This is a genomic window from Mesorhizobium temperatum, from assembly GCF_002284575.1.
Classification (GTDB): domain Bacteria; phylum Pseudomonadota; class Alphaproteobacteria; order Rhizobiales; family Rhizobiaceae; genus Mesorhizobium; species Mesorhizobium temperatum.
The window spans coordinates 172,820-190,848 of the sequence record NZ_NPKJ01000068.1 but is presented as its reverse complement, the minus strand read 5'-3'; the positions used below and the strand labels follow the sequence as shown (position 1 = coordinate 190,848).

Below are 18,029 nucleotides of genomic sequence, written 5' to 3'. Positions count from 1 at the left end.
GATGCTGGTCAGGCCATCTCGACCCAGACCGGCAGGTGGTCCGAGCCGACTGCTTGCCGGTCGACCCACAGGCGCTTCAGCGCTTTGGCGAGCGAGGCGCTGGTGAAGACATAATTGATGCGCTTGTGGCGGCTGGCGTCGTCAGGCCGCTTGGGGTCGACCCAGGTGACGAGATCGGCGCCTGTGGCGGCAAGACGCGCGACATCGACGGCAAGATCGGCGGTCACAGGCATGCCGAATTCGTGATCCAGGCGGCCGGTGAGTTCGACATATTCCGGCGATCCAGCCAGCATGTTGAAGTCGCCCATGACGACGAAGCCTTCGGGACAAGGCAGGTCCGGCAGGCCGACTTCGGCGATGCCCGACAGCGCGCCGCCCTCGATCGCATAATTCAACAGGCGCTGGCGCAGAAACCGGATCTGGCTGGCGCGTTCGACCGGGCTGCGATGGTCAAGATGGGTGGAATAGAAGCGGATGAAACCAAGCGGCGTCTCGATCAGCGCCTCCAGCGCGCCGCGCTGGAAATTCATCACTTCGAAACTGCGGCTGCGCGGCAAGAGGAGATTGCGCGACAGATGAATAGGCGTTTTCGACAGCACCATGTTGCCGAGCTGGAAGGTGGTTGTGATGGCGCGGCCGTTTTCCAGGTGCGAGCCGACATTGGCCTCGAAATTGCTGCCATAGACGGCGAAGTATTCGGGCAGGGCGTCGCCGAGCTCGGCCACCATGTCGCGGCCGCCGTTGTTGGGATTGTTGCGCGAGACCTCCTGAAGCGCGATCACGTCGGCGCCGCATACGGCATCGGCGATGCGGCCGACATCGTAGCGGCCGTCGAGGCCGACGCCGTAGTGGATGTTGTAGGTTACGAGCTTCATTGCGACTCCGGCCATGTTCATAAACAGCCTCGCCCTTCGCCCCGCCTTGGTTTAGAGCAGTGCCGAAGGTTTAGAGCAATGCCGCAAGGCCACTAGCAGAAACTCAGCAATCCGATGAAATTTCTCGATCAAGCCAAGGTCTACATCCGCTCCGGCGACGGCGGCGCCGGTTCGGTGTCGTTCCGGCGCGAAAAGTTCATCGAGTTCGGCGGCCCCGATGGCGGCGACGGCGGCCGTGGCGGCGATGTCTGGGTGGAGGCGGTCGATGGGCTGAACACGCTGATCGATTATCGCTATCAGCAGCATTTCAAGGCCAAGACCGGTACGCACGGCATGGGCCGCAACATGACCGGCGCCAAAGGCGCCGACGTCACGCTGAAAGTGCCGGCGGGAACGCAGGTCTTTGCCGAGGACAACGAGACGCTGATCTGCGACCTGACTGTGGTCGGCCAGCGCTTCCTTTTGGCCAAGGGCGGCAATGGCGGCTTCGGCAACCAGCATTTCAAGACCTCGACCAACCAGGCGCCGCGCCGCGCCAACCCCGGCCAGCCGGGCGAAGAGCTCAACATCTGGCTCAGGCTCAAGCTGATCGCCGATGCCGGCGTGGTTGGCCTGCCCAATGCCGGCAAGTCGACTTTTCTCGCCGCCGTCACCGCAGCCAAGCCGAAGATCGCGGATTATCCCTTCACCACGCTGCATCCGGGCCTCGGTGTGGCCCGCATCGATGGGCGCGAGTTCGTCATCGCCGATGTTCCCGGCCTGATCGAAGGCGCGCATGAAGGCGTCGGCATCGGCGACCGTTTCCTCGGACATGTCGAACGCACGCGCGTCCTTCTACACCTCGTCTCCGCGCAGGAAGAAAATCCGGGGAAGGCCTACAAGACCGTGCGCACCGAACTCGACGCCTATGGCCATGGTCTGATCGAGAAGGTCGAGATCGTAGCACTTTCCCAGGTCGACACGCTCGATGCCGACGCACGCAAGAAGAAGGTCGCTTCGCTGAAACGCGCCGCCGGCCGCGCGCCGATGCTTTTGTCCGCGGTCACCGGCGAAGGCGTCGAGGCCGTTCTGCGCGCGCTGATGGCGGTCGTGGCCGAGGCGCGCGAAGCTGTCGCCACTCCGGTCGAGACGCGCTGGAGATAGTGATGGCCGCGCAGTCGCTGAAAAAATACCGGCGCATCACCGTCAAGATCGGCTCGGCGCTGCTTGTCGACCGCACGACCGGCCTGAAGCGAGACTGGCTGGCCTCGCTTGCCGACGACATCTCAGTGCTGGCCGAGGGTGGCGCCGAGATCCTCGTCGTGTCGTCCGGCGCCATCGCGCTTGGTCGCACCATTTTAGGCCTCGGCAAGCGGGCGCTGAAGCTCGAGGAGAGCCAGGCGGCGGCCGCCGTCGGGCAGATTGCGCTGGCTGGCGCCTGGTCGGATGCGCTCGGCAAGGGCGACCTGAAATCGGGCCAGATCCTGCTGACGCTCGGCGACACCGAAGAGCGCCGCCGCTATCTCAATGCGCGGGCGACGATCTCGACGCTGCTCAAGATGAAGGCGGTGCCGGTCATCAACGAGAACGATACGGTGGCGACCTCCGAAATCCGCTATGGCGACAATGACCGGCTGGCGGCGCGGGTCGCCACCATGATGGGCGCCGATCTCTTGGTGCTGCTCTCCGATATTGACGGGCTCTACACGGCGCCGCCGGCGCGCGACCCGCAGGCCCGGTTCATTCCGGTCGTTGACCGCATCACCGCCGAGATCGAGGCGATGGCAGGTGCGGCCGCTTCGGAGTTTTCGCGCGGAGGCATGCGCACCAAGCTCGACGCCGGCAAGATTGCCACCGCCGCCGGCACCGCCATGATCATCACATCAGGCACAAGGTTGTCGCCGCTGATGGCGATCGAACGTGGCGAGCGGGCGACTTTCTTCCGGCCGAGCGCCAATCCGGTCAAGGGCTACAAGACGTGGATCGCCGGGCAGCTCGAACCGGCTGGCCGGCTGACAGTCGATGCCGGCGCCATCGGCGCGCTGCTGTCGGGCAAGTCGCTGCTGCCGGCCGGCGTCAAACTGGTCAGCGGCAATTTCTCGCGCGGCGACACGGTGGCGATCCTGTCGCCCGAAGGCCGCGAGATCGCGCGCGGACTGGTTGCCTATGATGCCGCCGATGCCGTAAGGATCGCTGGCCTGAAAACAGCCGAGATCGAAACCGTGCTCGGCTACGAAGCGCGCTCGGCGATGATCCACCGCGACGACCTTGTGGTGAGCCATTCTGAGGCACCCTCAGCCTAGCCCAGTGGTTCGCCAGTCCTGATCGAAACATAGTTGCTGTTCGGCTTCTATTTCCGATGGGTCCGTTAGCCCGAGATCCTCATAAAGAACAGCATCTAGCGACGGCTGTCCGGTCCCCTTGCTGACTACGATCACCGAAAGACGGGGAAGCCTGGCATCGTTACAGCGGAGCGCGATTCCTCCCAGTGTGTTGCCCAACCTCTGACGCTGCCGCCAAAGGCTTCGGTCAATTCTCCGTATGTGACTAAACTCTGTTCAGCTGCCTTTCTTGCCAGAAATTTCGCGACGTCCAGTCGATAGCTGTTCCTCATTTTCTTTAAAGCTGCGGATGAAATTCTCGGCATCATTACCTCCCCGATTGACGAGACATTATATCACGCTTGATCCCCGCGTTGATGAGATCGCGGCGGGCGTGTAAAGCAACATCACACTTTGGGCTGTTCAGAGAATGCAAATGCTGAAACCGCATGAAAAGTCCTGGGGCGACACCGCAGCAACGATGGCCGAGATCGGCCGCCGCGCGCGGGCCGCCGCCCGACCGCTGGCCGTCGCCACAGCCGAGCGCAAGCACGCGGCGTTGATCGGTATGGCGCAGGCGATCCTTCGGCACGAGCGCGACATTCTCGACGCCAACGCCATCGACATCAGGAATGGCGAGAAGTCCGGGCTTTCAGCATCCTTCATGGATCGGCTGAAGCTTGATCCTGCCCGCATCCGCACTATAGCCGACGGCATCCGCGAAATCGCCGAACTGCGCGATCCGGTCGGCGATGTCATTGCCGAATGGGACCGGCCGAACGGCCTGCATATCGAGCGCGTGCGCACACCGCTCGGCGTCGTCGGTGTCATCTATGAGAGCCGGCCGAATGTGACGGCCGATGCAGGGGCGCTGTGCCTGAAGGCCGGCAATCCGGTGATCCTGCGCGGCGGCTCGGATTCGCTGAACTCCTCGGCGGCGATCCATGCCTGCCTGGTCGAAGGGCTTAAGACGGCCAATTTGCCTGAAGATGCCATCCAGCTGGTGCCGACCACCGATCGCGCCGCCGTCGGCGAGATGCTGAAAGGGCTTTCCGGCAATATCGACGTCATCATTCCGCGCGGCGGCAAGAACCTGGTCGAACGCGTCCAAAACGAGGCGCGGGTGCCGGTCTTCGCCCATCTCGAGGGCATCTGCCATCTCTACATCGACCGCTCGGCTGATCTCGACATGGCGGTCAGGATCGCGGTCAACGCCAAGATGCGGCGCACCGGCGTCTGCGGCGCGGCCGAGACGCTGTTGGTCGACCTTGCGGTGGCCGCCACCCATCTGGTGCCGATCCTCGAGGCGTTGCGCGCGGCAGGGTGCGAAATCCACGCCGACGTCGAGGTGCTGAAAGCGTTTGCCGACGCTAAACCGGCGAGCGACGCCGACTGGGTGACCGAATATCTCGATGCCATCATCGCGGTAAAACTGGTTGATGGGGTTGCCGGCGCGATCGAGCATATCGAGAATTTTTCATCGCATCACACCGAGGCGATCGTCGCCGAGGATGCCGATACGGTCGAACGGTTCTTCAATGAGATCGATTCGGCGATCCTTCTGCACAATGCCTCGACGCAGTTCGCCGATGGTGGCGAATTCGGCATGGGGGCCGAGATCGGCATCGCCACCGGCAAGATGCATGCGCGCGGCCCGGTCGGTGTCGAGCAACTGACCTCGTTCAAGTACCGCGTGCGCGGGACCGGACAGGTGAGGCCTTGATCTTTTTCGCCACCAGGGCTTGAAGTTTGCGCCCAGCCACCCCCCTCTGTCCTGCCGGACATCTCCCCCGCAACGGGGGAGATCGGATGTCGCATAGACTTTCGCCAATCTCCGGCGTCGCAGTAAGGGCGCCAGGGATGAAGCCGCCAATCTCCCCCCTTGCGGGGGAGATGCCAAGGTTTGGCAAAGAGGGCAGGACAGAGGGGGGTGCTTAGCACGATGCTCTCCCCTTCCGAACAACCAGTCCCCTCTCGCTACCTTCACATGCCGCATGCCGAAAAGGGCTTGGCCGTCGGGCTGTTCGGCGGCTCGTTCAACCCTGCCCATGCCGGCCATGCACTGGTCGCCGAGATCGCGCTCAGACGCCTGGCGCTCGATCAGCTGTGGTGGATGGTGACGCCGGGCAATCCGCTCAAGAGCGCGCGGGAACTGGCGCCGCTGGCCGAGCGGCTGCGCCTGTCCGAGCAGATCGCCCGGAACCCGAAGGTCAAGGTCACCGCCTTCGAGGCGAGCCATTATGTCCGCTTCACCGCCGACACGCTGGCCCTGGTCAAGGCGCGCAACCCGGGCGTCGACTTCGTCTGGATCATGGGCGCCGATTCGCTTCGTGATTTCCATCGCTGGCAGCGCTGGCGCCAGATCGTGATGACGTTTCCGATCGCGGTGATCGACCGCCCTGGCGCGACGCTGTCGTTCCTGTCGTCGGTCGTCGCCAAGACCTTCGATTACGCGCGTGTCGACGAGGGCGACGCGCCGCGGCTCGCCCGCATGAAGGCGCCGGCCTGGACCTTCATCCACGGCCCGCGCTCGTCGCTGTCGTCGACCGCGATCCGCAATTCGGCGAACGGATAGGAGTCTCCTTCTCCCCTTGTGGGAGAAGGTGGCCGAGCGAAGCTCGGTCGGATGAGGGGTGCTGGAAGAATCGCTACCTTGAAGACCTAAGCACTTAAATCCCTGGATCTTTTTTGCGCTGCATTTCTTCCAGCACCCCTCATCCGTCTCGGCGCTACGCGCCGATCCACCTTCTCCCACAAGGGGAGAAGGGAATATCCAAGCACCGCCCGTCCGGCCATGTCGCATTTGCGGCTGCCTTTCCCCGATCTGTAGGCGATCCTGCCCGGGCATGACGATTCTCGAGCGAAACCAGACCAGACGCGACCCGGCGCAGGGCAGACCGCCAGCCCCGGCGATCGCCATCGCCAGCGTCGTCCTGTCGATGGCGCTGGTTGCGGTCGGCAACGGACTGATGTTCGCCTATATCCCGGTCCGGCTCGGCGCCGACGGCTTCGATCCGACCTGGGCGGGGCTGATCGTCACCGGCCTTTCGGCCGGCGGCCTGGCAGGCTGCATCCTGACCGGCCCGCTGGTACGGCGCGTCGGCCATGCTCGCGCGTTCATGGTGCTGTCGGCGTTGATCGTGCTGTCCAACGCCGCCGTCGGGGCCGGGCCGCACCCGCTGTCGTGGATCGCGGCACGCGCGCTCTATGGCTTTGCCATATGCGGCCTGTTCATCGTCGCGCAAAGCTGGCTGAACGACGTCGTCGCCAACGCCATACGCGGCAGGGTCATGGCCTTCTTTTACGTCGCCTATGTCGCCGGGCTCGGTGTCGGCTACTCCACACTGGCGCTGATCGACATAAGGGCTGCGGACGCGCCGTTGATCGGTATCGCCTTCACCGCGCTGTCGATCCTTCCTGTTGGACTGACGCGGCTCGCCCAGCCACCGCCGCCGCAGGCGGCGTCGGTCGCGCTTGGCCGAGCCTGGCGGATTTCGCCGGTGGGCGTAGCCGGCATGCTTGCCGTCGGTGGCCTGTCGATGACGATTTCGGGCTTCGCGCCGATCCATGCCACGGCCAAGGGCTACAGCCAGGCAGATGTGGCACTGCTGCTGTCGGCGATGCCGGTCGGCACATTGATCCTGCAGGTCCCGCTCGGATGGATTTCCGACCGCACCGACCGGCGCTTTGTGCTGGTCGCCGCTTCGGCGCTTGCCTTGGTGGCGGGCCTGTTCGCGCTGGGCTTCGACGGTGGTGCGCTGGCGGCGCTGGTCGTCATCTACGTGGTCTGGGACGGCGCGTCGGAATCGATCTATTCGCTGGCCAGCGCGCATGCCGCCGACCGCGCCGGCAAGGACGACATGGTGGCGCTGTCCAGTTCGCTGCTGTTTGCGTGGTCGCTGTCCGGCTTCATCATGCCCGGCATCGTGACCGGGCTTTCCGCTATCTATGGAACGCAGGCTTTCATCTATGTGGCCATCGTCATTGCCACTGGTTTTTGCCTGTTCGTGCTGTGGCGTGTGGTGGCGATGTCGCCTGTTCCCGCCGCCGAGACCGGCAATTTCGCGCCGATGACGGCGCAGGCACCGCTGCCGGTCGACCTCGCTTTCCCATCCGAAGAGCAGCGCCGCGCGGACAGCTAGACCTGCACGGGAATTGATCATCTCACTGTCTGGTGGCGGTTTCCTGCCGCGGTGCTTCAGGCGGTGGCGCGGGTATAGAAATGCCTTCGCTGTCGAAGGCCTGCTTGGCGCGTTTGGTGAGATCGATCTGGGTAGCGAAGAAATCCGCAGCCGAGGTCCAGTAGCGCAAGGTGACAGCGACGTTGCTGTCGCCGACGGTCGCTACAAAGGCAATCGGGGCCGGCTCCCGCCTGACGCGTCGGTCGGCGGCGGCGACGCCCAGCATGGTCTTTTGAGCGAAATCGATGTCGTTCCAGGAGCCGATGGTCAGCGTGATGTCGCCACGTCGGGCACCGTTGCGCGTATAGTTGCGGACAGGCTGGTTCCACAGCGTCGAATTGGGGGCGAGGATGTAGACGCCGTCGACCGTTCTCAACGTGGTAGCGAACAGGCCGATTTCCTCGATGGTCCCGGCAATGACGCCGACCTCGACATATTCGCCGATGCGGAATGGCCGCAGCGCCAGCAGCATGATGCCGGCGGCAATGTTCTGCAGCGTGCCCTGCAGCGCCAGGCCGATGGCTAGGCCGATGGCGCCAATGGCGGCAATGATCGAGGTCGTCTGGACGCCGAACTGGCCGAGCACCATGACGACGACGAGGATCAGTATGGCGTAGCGGACGATCCTCGAGAAGAAGTGGCGCAGCGTCGTGTCGAAGCCATGGATATGGCCGAGGCCGGCATAGATCGAGCGCTGGGCAAGGCCGGCGACGGTATAGCCGAGAACCAGCAGGATGACGGCGCCGAGGGCCGAGAAGGAGTACGAGACGATCAGCGCGCTGAGCTGCGCAAGGCCGGACTGCACGGTGAGGAGAGCATTCTGAGGGTCGATAGGCATGAGGGGGATCCGGTTGGTCAATGCGCCGATAACCCAGGCCAGGCGACAAGAGTTCCGTTTTTTCTTCAACTGCGGAACCGGAAGAACGGTTCTTCGTTGGCTACAGCAGGGCTGCCGTCTTGAAACTGCAACGCAACTCTGCCTATCTAAGGGGTGTCACCTGCTTTGAGGGGTGATTTGGTTGTTCTTGCTGCGAAAGGAAATACACTGAGAACAGCACTTTGGAAGAAGGCCGACATCGTGCCTTCGCCGGCCGGGATCAGCGTAAACGACGCCGTGTCCCGCGCCATCAAGACAGTCCTTGCCAGTCTGGAAGACTCCAAGGCCGAAAACATCGTCTCAATCGACATTCAGGGAAAATCGAGCCTCGGTGACTATATGGTCATCGCGTCCGGCCGATCGCACCGTCATGTCTCGGCTGTCGCCGATCATCTCCTCAAGGCGCTCAAGGATGCCGGGCTCGGCACGGCGCGCGTCGAGGGACTGGCCGGCGCCGACTGGGTCCTGATCGATTCAGGCGACATCATCGTCCATGTCTTCCGTCCCGAAGTCCGCGACTTCTACAATCTCGAAAAGATGTGGCAAGCGCCGGACCTTGAGGAAGAGACCCTCCACTGAGCCGCATTTGATTGATGCATGTCGTTTCCCAAAACCGGTGACCACTTTTGGTGACATGCATTAGCGGCTCTTCGAGGCAGGGATGAAAATTGCCGTTCATGCCGTGGGCCGGATGAAAGCCGGCCCCGAGAAGCAGCTCGCCGACCGGTATTTCGAGCGCTTCGCCAAGAGCGGACCGGCCGTGGGGCTCGAATTCTCAGGGGTTGTCGAGATTCCTGAGGGCCGCGCCCAGACCGCCAACGAGCGTCGCCGCGAAGAAGGCCAGAAACTGCTGACGCAATTGCAGCCTGGTGCCGCGCTGATGCTGCTCGATGAACGCGGCAAGAGCTTTTCCTCCGAGGATTTCGCCGGGCGCATCGGCCTGTTGCGTGATGGCGGGCGCAAGGCACTTGTCATTGCCATTGGCGGTGCCGACGGTCACGATCAGTCGCTGCGCGATCAGGCCGATCTGATGGTGTCGTTCGGTGCGCTGACATGGCCGCACCAACTGGTCCGTGTCATGTTGGGCGAGCAGCTTTACCGGGCCGCCACTATTCTTTCGGGTCATCCCTACCATCGTTCATGAACCGGACCAAAACCGGTGAACTGAGGGCCCAGCCGCGGGGATTTTGGTCTCAGGCCCGGGAGTTTATGCTAGATTGGCGAGGCTTCGAACATGGTTGATGGTTCGTTAACGAAGCCACGCATAGGGTCTGGCTTCAATGTCTGAAGATTGGAAATCGCGAACGGGCTTTTGGCGCGCACGCTGCGGCTTGGCGGCGGCGGCGCTTATGCTGTCGCTCGGCGCTGCGTGGGCGCAGAATAGGCTCGACATGGCGCCTGACCCGGACCAGAGCCGCGCCGAATACGAACGGGTGTCGAAGGAGATCACGCTGTCGTCCGAGCGGCTCGCCAAGCTCGCCGCCGACATGGCGACGGTCAAGAAGGACCATGCCTCGATCACCGCGGCGCTGATCCAGTCGGCGATGACTGAACAGAAGCTCGGCCAGGACATCGAGGACATCGGTGCCAAGCTGGAAGGGCTGAAGGGCGAGGAGCAGAAAATCCGCGCCTCGCTGGCCGCCAGACGCGACGTTCTGGCCGAGGTGCTGGCCGCGCTGCAGCGCATGGGGCTCAATCCGCCGCCGGCCATTCTGGTCAAGCCGGAGGACGCGCTGTCGTCGGTGCGCAGCGCCATCCTGCTCGGCGCCGTGGTGCCGGAACTGCGCCAGCAGACCGAGATATTGCTGGCGGATCTCAAGGAGCAGTCGCGGGTGACCGCCTCGATCGAGGCGGAGCGGGCGCGGCTGACGGCGGCAGTCGGCGAGCAGACGGCGGAAAAGAAACGGCTCGGCATGCTGCTCGAAGCCAAGCAGAAGCTCGAGGCCGAGACGCAAACGGCACTGGCGGCGGAAAAACAGCGATCCGCAGCACTGGCGGCCAAGGCCGGCAGCCTGAAGGAACTGATCGCCTCGCTCGAGGCCGACAAGGCCCGCAAGGCGGCGGCCGCGGCGAAGGCTGCCGAGCAGAAGGCCGCAGAGCAGAAGGCAGCGGGCGCCGACAAGGCTCCGGCGCAGACGGCTCCGGCACAGAAGGCCCCGGAACAGACGGAACTGGCGGCCCTGCCGGTGCCGGAGGCCAACCGGCTCACCGCCGCTGCACCGTTTTCGGCGCTTCAGGGGCAGATCGCGCTGCCCGTCACCGGCAAGATCAAACGGCGGTTCGGGGCCAGCGACGGTAACGGCGCAGTGATGCTCGGTGACATGGTTGCGACACAATCGGGAGCCATCGTCACCGCGCCAGCGGACGGAAATGTGCTTTATGCGGGACCTTTTCGCTCCTATGGTCAACTCTTGATCCTGAACGCGGGTGACGGCTATCATGTCGTTCTCGCGGGGATGAGCAGAATCAGCGTCGCGTCTGGCCAGTCGGTGCTCGCAGGAGAGCCGGTCGGCGCGATGGGAGAGGCCCGGGTGGCGAGCACCTCGGCATCGAAGAATGGAAATGCCACGCCGGAACTCTATGTTGAGTTCCGCAAGGATGGAAAACCCGTCGATCCGACCCCATGGTGGGCGGACCGTTTCTCTGGAAGGACGTGAGATGATGCGGAAACTTTCGCTTCTGTTTGCCGGTGCGCTGATGGGCGCATCCGCGATGAGCCTGGTCTATGGCGCCCCCGGCTCGACGGCGAACGCTGCGGGCTCCGAAACTTATAAGCAGCTGGCGATCTTCGGTGACATCTTCGAGCGGGTGCGGGCGCAATATGTGACGCCGCCCGACGACAAGTCGCTGGTCGAAAACGCCATCAACGGCATGCTTACCTCGCTCGACCCGCACTCCTCGTATATGAACGCCGAAGAGGCGCAGGATATGCGCGTGCAGACCAAGGGCGAGTTCGGCGGCCTCGGCATCGAGGTCACCATGGAGAACGACCTGGTTAAGGTGATCACGCCGATCGACGATACGCCGGCCGCCAAGGCGGGCGTGCTTGCCGGCGACTATATTGCCAAGATCGACGGCGAGGAGGTTCGCGGCCTGAGCCTCAACGACGCGGTCGAGAAGATGCGCGGGCTGGTCAACACGCCGATCAAGCTCACCATCCTGCGCCAGGGCGCCGACAAGCCGATCGAGCTGACGGTGGTGCGCGACATCATCAAGGTCAAGGCGGTCAAGTTCCGGGTTGAGAACGACATCGGCTACATGAAGATCACCTCCTTCACCGAAAAGACCCATGACGACCTCGAGAACGCCATCGACACCATCAAGAAGCAGGTGCCGAACGAAAAGCTCAAGGGCTACGTGCTCGATCTGCGCCTCAATCCGGGCGGGTTGCTCGACCAGGCGGTGAGCGTGTCCGACGCCTTCCTCACCCGTGGCGAGATCGTCTCGACGCGCGGCCGCGATCCGAAGGACGTCACCCGCTTCGACGCGCGGCCGGGCGACGACATCGACGGCAAGCCGCTGGTCGTGCTCGTCAATGGCGGCTCGGCCAGTGCGTCCGAAATCGTCGCCGGCGCGCTGCAGGATCTGCGCCGCGCCACGGTGGTCGGCACGCAGTCCTTCGGCAAGGGTTCGGTGCAGACCATCGTCCCGCTCGGTGAGAACGGCGCGCTGCGCCTGACGACGGCGCTCTATTACACGCCGTCCGGCAAGTCGATCCAGGGCAAGGGCATCACGCCCGACATCAAGGTCGACCAGCCGTTGCCGCCGGACCTGCAGGGCAGGGATCTGACGCGCGGCGAGTCGGACCTCAAGGGCCACATCAAGGGCAGCGACGAGGGCGATACCGGTTCGGGCTCGGCAGCCTATGTGCCGCCGGAGCCGAAGGACGACCTGCAGCTCATCTTTGCCGAGCAGTTGCTGCGCGGCGAAAAGACCGATCCGGCGTTCCCGCCGAATCCGGACAAGGCAGTGCTGAACCAGTAGGGGCTGTGCTGAACCAGTAAAGGTCGATCAGGCGGACAACAGGTCTGGCTGCCTGATCGAAGCGATGTAATGCTGCCGGGGCTGCAAGGCCCCGGCAGTTTGATTCGGGGGAACCGCGGCTGGGGATGCGGCTTGGCTGACATCGGCAACGACATCGAACGCCCGCTAGGGCAGGCAGTCCGGCCGCCGCGCGCGGCCCGCAGGATCAGCGCCGGTGTGGTCGCGGCCACGCTTCTGGTGCTGGCCGTAATCGGCGTCTCCGGCGCGATTGCGCTGCGCGAAAGGCCATTTCGAAAGCCGGAAGAAGTCGCCGTTTCGACACCGAAGACGACAGCGGTGGTCGAACCCGCAGCGCCGGCCAAGGAGCCGGCATCGAAGGCGGAAGCAGCATCCAAGACGAGCAGGCCCAAGATGGGCGGGCCGCAGATCATCCATATGCCGACCGAAGTTGACGGTGGTCCGCCCAAGACGGCCATTGTCATTCGCGACCCTTCGACGATCGGCCAGAACCTGAGGATCGCGCATATTCCCGACAGGGCGCTGGTCGAGGCCGGCGAAACCGGCCCATTGCCGGTTCGTGCCGCCGACGGCAGGCGGCCGTTCGATGTCTATGCGCGGCCGTGGTCCGGTGCGCGCGGTGCGCGCGTGGCGATTGTCATCGGCGGGCTAGCCGTGTCGCAGACCGGCACGCAGTCGGCCATCGCCAAGCTGCCGGCCGAAGTGACGCTGGGCTTTGCGCCGCAGGGCAACAGCATCGGCCGATGGATGCAGGCGGCGCGGCAGAGAGGCCATGAGATCGTCATGCAGGTGCCGCTTGAACCGTTCGATTATCCGAACGTCAATCCCGGTCGCAACACGCTGACGCTCGCGGCGACGGCGGATGAGAATTTGAAGAATTTGCGCTGGGCGCTGTCGCGGACGACCAACTACACCGGCGTCATGAACTATATGGGCGCGCGTTTTTCGGCCGATGCGGCGGCGATGGGGCCGCTGATGGACGAGCTCGGCAGGCGCGGCCTGGCCTATGTCGACGACGGTTCGTCGGCGCGCAGCCTGGCACCCGACCTGGCGTTGAAAAACGGCGTGCCGTTTGCCGCCGGTGACACGTCGATCGACGCCGTGCGGGATCGCGGCGCCATATTGAAGAAGCTGGACGAACTGGAAGCCACCGCGCGGGCGAAAGGCTTTGCTGTCGGCATCGGCTCGGCCTTCGACCTGACGGTCGACACCGTGTCGTTTTGGGTGAGCGGGGCCAAGAAACGCGGCATCGAGATCGTGCCGATTTCGGCAGTGGCGGTGGATCCGGAAAAAGGTTGAGCATGGCCAAGAAAAAACCGGTCGATCCCGAGACGCTGCCTTATCGTCGCTGTGTCGGACTGATGATCCTCAACGGTGATGGGCTGGTCTGGGTCGGGCATCGCATTGCCGAGCCGGACAGCGAATTCGCCGGCACGATGCAACTCTGGCAGATGCCGCAGGGCGGCATCGACAAGGGCGAAGAGCCGCTGCAGGCGGCGGAGCGGGAGCTTTACGAAGAAACCGGCATGCGCAGCGTGTCGCTGCTGGATGAGGCGCCGAACTGGATATATTACGACCTGCCGGCCCATCTGGTCGGCATCGCCTTCAAGGGGAAATATCGTGGCCAGACGCAAAAATGGTTCGCCTTCCGCTTTCACGGCGACGTGAGCGAGATTGAAATCAATCCGCCGCCGGGCGGCCACACCGCCGAGTTCGACAAATGGGCATGGCGGCCGATGCAGGAATTGCCAGACCTGATCGTGCCGTTCAAGCGTCAGGTCTATGAGGACGTGGTTGCGGCGTTCCGGCATCTGGTTGCGTAGCTTGGCGCAAGCCGCGCTCGCGCCAACCACGGTTGCCGCGTCAGCGTAGTGGCCTTATTGATGGCCAATCCGCTGCAGACGGGGTTGGCATGAACGAGGCCTCCAAAAAATCTCTTTCTGAAAGGGTCGCCGTCAAAGCCGCGCCGATCAGCGAAGCGGCGGCCGGCGCCATATTGACCGTCGATCTCGGCGCCATCCGCGAAAATTACCGGCGGCTCGAGGCGCGCTTGGGTGGCGTCGGCTGCGCGGGGGTCGTCAAGGCCGACGGCTACGGGCTCGGCGGGGCCCAAGTGGCGGCGGCGCTGGCGGCCGAAGGCTGCGCTATTTTTTTCGTCGCGCATCTGACCGAAGGGGTCTTGCTGCGCCAGGCGCTCGGCGCACGGCCAGCGATCTATGTGCTGAACGGCATTCAGCCGGGCGCTGAAGGCGAAGCCGTCGACGCGGAGCTGGCCGCGGTCATCAACAGCGCCGACCAACTCGCCGCCTGGCGCGCGGCGGCGCAGCGGGCCGGCCGCAAGCTCAAGGCTGTAATCCAGGTCGACAGCGGCATGTCGCGGCTCGGCATGGCGGCAGCCGAGGTGGCGGACGTCGCTGCCGATCCGCAGGCTTTCGACGGTATCGACGTCATCTTCGTGATGAGCCATCTCGCTCGCGCCGACGAGCCCGAGCATCCGGCCAACGAGCAGCAGCGGCTGGAATTCGAGCGGCTGCGCAGGATGCTGCCAAAGGCGCCGGCCTCGCTAGCCAACTCCTCCGGCATCTTTCTTGGGCAGCCCTTTCATTACGACCTCGCCCGGCCCGGTGCGGCGCTCTATGGCATCAATCCGACGCCAGCGGTGGAAAATCCGATGGTGCCGGTGGTGCGGCTTCAGGCAAAGGTCATCCAGACGCGCAGCCTCGATAGGGGAGCCGGCGTTGGCTATGGCCATATTTTTCAGGTGACCGATTCGCTGGTCGCCGCAACGATCTCGCTAGGCTATGCCGATGGCTGGCATCGTCGCGCGGCCTCAGCCGCCTGGTTCGAAAATGTGCGCTTGCCATTTCTTGGCCGTGTATCGATGGATTCGATCGTTCTCGACATTTCGGCCCTGCCGCCCGACAGGCTGAAGGCGGGCGACCTCGTCGAACTGATCGGGCCGTTGCAGACGGTAGACCAGGCGGCCGGCCATGCCGGCACCATCGGCTATGAAATTCTGACCAGCCTCGGACACCGCTTTCACCGGCGCTATGTGAATGGATAGCGCGCGGCCTTTTTATGCATGTCGTTGTCCCAAAACCGCTGCGTACTTTTGGGCGACATGCTTGGGCACTTGGCGGACGCCGTAAAATCCGGCAGACAGAAAGCCACGATGCCCCGCCCCAAAACCCCTGACAAGACGTCGTTCTGGAGAACTATGCGATGAAGATCTTCGTGCTGGGCGGCGGCGTTATCGGGGTCACCACCGCTTATTATCTCGCCGAGGCCGGCCATGAAGTGACGGTGATCGACCGCCAGAAGGGCCCGGCGCTGGAAACCAGCTTTGCCAATGCCGGCGAGATCTCGCCCGGCTACGCCTCGCCCTGGGCCGGTCCCGGCGTCCCGTTGAAGGCGATCAAATGGCTGTTGATGAAGCATGGTCCGCTGGTGGTGCGGCCGACTCTCGATCCGCATATGTGGGTATGGCTGGTCAGGATGCTGCGCAACTGCACGGCCGAGCGCTATGCGGTGAACAAGGCGCGCATGGTGCCTTTGGCCGAATACAGCCGCGACACGCTGAAAGCGCTGCGCGCGGCGACCGGTATCGCCTATGACGAGCGCGCCAAGGGAACGCTGCAGCTTTTTCGCACGCAGCAGCAGCTCGACGGCACTGCCGGCGATGTCGAGGTGCTGAAGACATACGGCGTTCCCTACGAGATACTCGATCCCGACGGCTGCATCGCGGCCGAGCCGGGGCTGGCAGGGGTGCGTGAAAAATTCGTCGGAGGCCTGCGACTGCCGGGCGACGAAACCGGTGACTGCAAGATGTTCACCGACCGTCTGGCCGAGCTCTGCGTGGCGCGCGGCGTCACCTTCGAATACGACACGTCGATCAGGCGCATCGTCCGCAAGCGCAATCGTATCGCCAACATCAATACGAGCAAAGGTTGGAAGGCTGCCGACGCCTATGTGATGGCAATGGGCAGCTATTCAGCCAAGTTCATGCGCAGCCTGAAACGACCCATCCCAGTCTATCCGGTCAAGGGCTATTCGATCACCGTGCCGGTCAAGGACGCTGCCGCAGCACCGGTGTCGACGGTGATGGACGAGACCTACAAGGTGGCGATCACCAGGCTCGGCGGCCGCATCCGGGTCGGTGGCACGGCGGAGCTTTCCGGCTTCGACCTGACGCTGCATGAATCGCGGCGGCGCACGCTCGAACATTCGCTTGGCGACCTTTTTCCGGGCAGCGGCGACATGCGGTCGGCGACCTTCTGGTGCGGGTTGCGGCCGATGACGCCGGACGGCCCGCCGCTGATCGGCCGCACCGAGTTTTCCAACCTCTATCTCAACACCGGCCATGGTACGCTCGGCTGGACCATGGCCTGCGGCTCGGCCAAGGTCCTGGCCGACATCATTTCCAGCCGGGTGCCGGACATCAATGTCCGCGATCTCGGACCGGAGCGATACCAGCGGTAGGATCGGAAGGTCCTTCACGCATTTGAGCGGGGTGAGAAACTTGCCGCGCAATTTGGGATCAAGGTTCAACACACTTCGCCGCGTCAGATGAATATCGTCAGACGAACAGGCTTCGCTCCCGTTCCACCGCCTTGGTGATGAAGCTCGCAACGATCTGGACGCGGCGCAGCGGCCTGACCGATTCGTGATAGACCAGCCAGTAGGCGCGGCGGATGGGCGCGACGATGTCGACGGCCACCAGTTCCGGCATCGAACGGGCGACGAAGGTGTGCAGGATACCGATGCCGGCGCCGGAGCGCACCGCTTCGGCCTGGCCGAGTGCCGAGGAGATGGCGAAGCTCGTACGCCAGTCGGCGCTGAACTCGGCCGCATAGTCGAGCGAGGGGCTGACGATGAGGTCCGGCACATAGCCGATCAGCGTGTGCCGGCCGAGCTCGGCGGGCGTCTGGGGCAGGCCATGCGCTTCGGCATAGGCGCGGGACGCGAACAGGCCGAGCGTGTAATCGACCAGCTTTCCCGCCACCAGCCTACCTTCGGTCGGCCGCTCCACGGTGATGGCGATGTCGGCCTCGCGCCTGGACAACGAGAAGGAACGCGGCACCGGCACCAGCTGGATGGTGAGTTCGCGGTGAAGCGCCGTCAGTGCGCCGAGGCGTTTGGCCAGGAAGGCAACGCCGAAACCATCTGGTGCGCCGATGCGCACGGTGCCGGAGACATCGTCGCCTTCGCCCGCCACGGTCGAGCGCGCGGCGATCATGTCGCCTTCCATGCGCTCGGCGATATCGAGGAAACGCTCGCCTGCCGGCGTTAGCTCGCTGCCGGTGGTCAGCCGGCGGAAGAGTTTTGTGCGCAGCGCATCCTCGAGTGCGGCGACGCGGCGCGAGACGGTGGCGTGGTTGAGCTCCAGCCGCTTGGCCGCGCCAAGGATCTGGCCGGCACGCGCCACCGCCAGAAAGATGCGGACGTCATCCCAATTCATGAGGATGATCCGGATGACGACGATTACGGCAGTGCTCTAGGGCGCCCCCCTCTGTCCTGCCGGACATCTCCCCCACTTGGGGGGAGATCGGCCGGCCGCTCCGGCGGCGACTTTCTTGCAACGTTGCGGGTTGGCGAAAGCGGGGATGACAGCCAATCTCTCCCCTCGTGGGGGAGATGTCCGGCAGGACAGAGGGGGGCGCGAAGGAACTCAATTTCTCAATCCTTGCCGCTAGGGGACCTGCATCCTTATCATTTGCGGCAATTGATGCACAGGCGTCGTCCGCTATCTATTTTCCGCACAACGGTTGCGTTCTCGCGCGCGTTGCCATCGGCC

The 18,029-nt window shown here is 64.1% G+C and carries 16 protein-coding genes; 13 read left to right on the top strand and 3 right to left on the bottom strand.

The genetic code is table 11. The features are described 5' to 3' along the window. Nucleotides 1-8 precede the first annotated feature (8 nt). On the bottom strand, nt 9-875 hold the full coding sequence (locus CIT26_RS27305) for an endonuclease/exonuclease/phosphatase family protein (protein ID WP_095495766.1): 867 nt from the start codon (nt 873-875) through the stop codon (nt 9-11). A 114-nt stretch (nt 876-989) separates the two neighbouring features. On the opposite strand from CIT26_RS27305, the gene obgE reads away from it, so the two are divergent. From obgE to CIT26_RS27275, 5 genes are all read left to right on the top strand, one after another. Next, complete coding sequence (gene obgE, locus CIT26_RS27300; protein WP_095495442.1) at nt 990-2,018, top strand: GTPase ObgE; 1,029 nt, start codon at nt 990-992, stop codon at nt 2,016-2,018. 2 nt (nt 2,019-2,020) lie between these two features. After that, nucleotides 2,021-3,157, top strand: coding sequence for a glutamate 5-kinase (proB, locus tag CIT26_RS27295; RefSeq protein WP_095495441.1), 1,137 nt, complete (start codon nt 2,021-2,023; stop codon nt 3,155-3,157). Between the two features lie 454 nt (nt 3,158-3,611). Next, nucleotides 3,612-4,898, top strand: a complete 1,287-nt coding sequence (locus CIT26_RS27290; RefSeq protein WP_095495765.1) for a glutamate-5-semialdehyde dehydrogenase — start codon at nt 3,612-3,614, stop codon at nt 4,896-4,898. Nucleotides 4,899-5,162: 264 nt separating this feature from the next. Next, complete coding sequence (locus CIT26_RS27280) at nt 5,163-5,750, top strand: nicotinate-nucleotide adenylyltransferase (protein ID WP_095495440.1); 588 nt, start codon at nt 5,163-5,165, stop codon at nt 5,748-5,750. Nucleotides 5,751-6,021: 271 nt separating this feature from the next. Continuing rightward, a complete protein-coding gene (locus CIT26_RS27275; RefSeq protein WP_095495439.1) occupies nt 6,022-7,317 on the top strand; it encodes an MFS transporter in 1,296 nt (431 codons plus the stop codon). A gap of 22 nt (nt 7,318-7,339) precedes the next feature. Here the strand turns inward: CIT26_RS27275 and CIT26_RS27270 are convergent, their stop codons facing one another. Continuing rightward, nucleotides 7,340-8,194, bottom strand: a complete 855-nt coding sequence (locus CIT26_RS27270; protein ID WP_095495438.1) for a mechanosensitive ion channel family protein — start codon at nt 8,192-8,194, stop codon at nt 7,340-7,342. A 240-nt stretch (nt 8,195-8,434) separates the two neighbouring features. Here CIT26_RS27270 and rsfS point away from each other — a divergent pair, with 240 nt between their 5' ends. The 8 genes from rsfS (at nt 8,435) to CIT26_RS27230 (ending at nt 16,714) form a co-directional block, all read left to right on the top strand. Continuing rightward, entirely contained in the window at nt 8,435-8,812 is a 378-nt protein-coding gene (gene rsfS, locus CIT26_RS27265) for a ribosome silencing factor (RefSeq protein WP_023800052.1), read from the top strand. A gap of 82 nt (nt 8,813-8,894) precedes the next feature. After that, nucleotides 8,895-9,377, top strand: a complete 483-nt coding sequence (gene rlmH, locus CIT26_RS27260; protein WP_095495437.1) for a 23S rRNA (pseudouridine(1915)-N(3))-methyltransferase RlmH — start codon at nt 8,895-8,897, stop codon at nt 9,375-9,377. Between the two features lie 136 nt (nt 9,378-9,513). Then, a complete protein-coding gene (locus CIT26_RS27255) occupies nt 9,514-10,890 on the top strand; it encodes a murein hydrolase activator EnvC family protein (protein WP_095495436.1) in 1,377 nt (458 codons plus the stop codon). Between the two features lies 1 nt (nt 10,891). After that, nucleotides 10,892-12,217, top strand: coding sequence for a S41 family peptidase (locus tag CIT26_RS27250; RefSeq protein WP_095495435.1), 1,326 nt, complete (start codon nt 10,892-10,894; stop codon nt 12,215-12,217). 132 nt (nt 12,218-12,349) lie between these two features. Continuing rightward, a complete protein-coding gene (locus tag CIT26_RS27245; RefSeq protein ID WP_095495764.1) occupies nt 12,350-13,534 on the top strand; it encodes a divergent polysaccharide deacetylase family protein in 1,185 nt (394 codons plus the stop codon). A gap of 2 nt (nt 13,535-13,536) precedes the next feature. Then, complete coding sequence (locus CIT26_RS27240) at nt 13,537-14,058, top strand: RNA pyrophosphohydrolase (protein ID WP_095495434.1); 522 nt, start codon at nt 13,537-13,539, stop codon at nt 14,056-14,058. Nucleotides 14,059-14,147: 89 nt separating this feature from the next. Beyond that, nucleotides 14,148-15,299 (top strand): alanine racemase, encoded by a 1,152-nt coding sequence (gene alr, locus CIT26_RS27235; protein ID WP_095495433.1) that lies wholly within the window; start codon nt 14,148-14,150, stop codon nt 15,297-15,299. Between the two features lie 158 nt (nt 15,300-15,457). Then, nucleotides 15,458-16,714 (top strand): D-amino acid dehydrogenase, encoded by a 1,257-nt coding sequence (locus tag CIT26_RS27230; RefSeq protein WP_095495432.1) that lies wholly within the window; start codon nt 15,458-15,460, stop codon nt 16,712-16,714. Between the two features lie 97 nt (nt 16,715-16,811). Here the strand turns inward: CIT26_RS27230 and CIT26_RS27225 are convergent, their stop codons facing one another. Continuing rightward, nucleotides 16,812-17,693 (bottom strand): LysR family transcriptional regulator, encoded by an 882-nt coding sequence (locus CIT26_RS27225; protein WP_095495431.1) that lies wholly within the window; start codon nt 17,691-17,693, stop codon nt 16,812-16,814. Between the last annotated feature and the right edge of the window lie 336 nt (nt 17,694-18,029).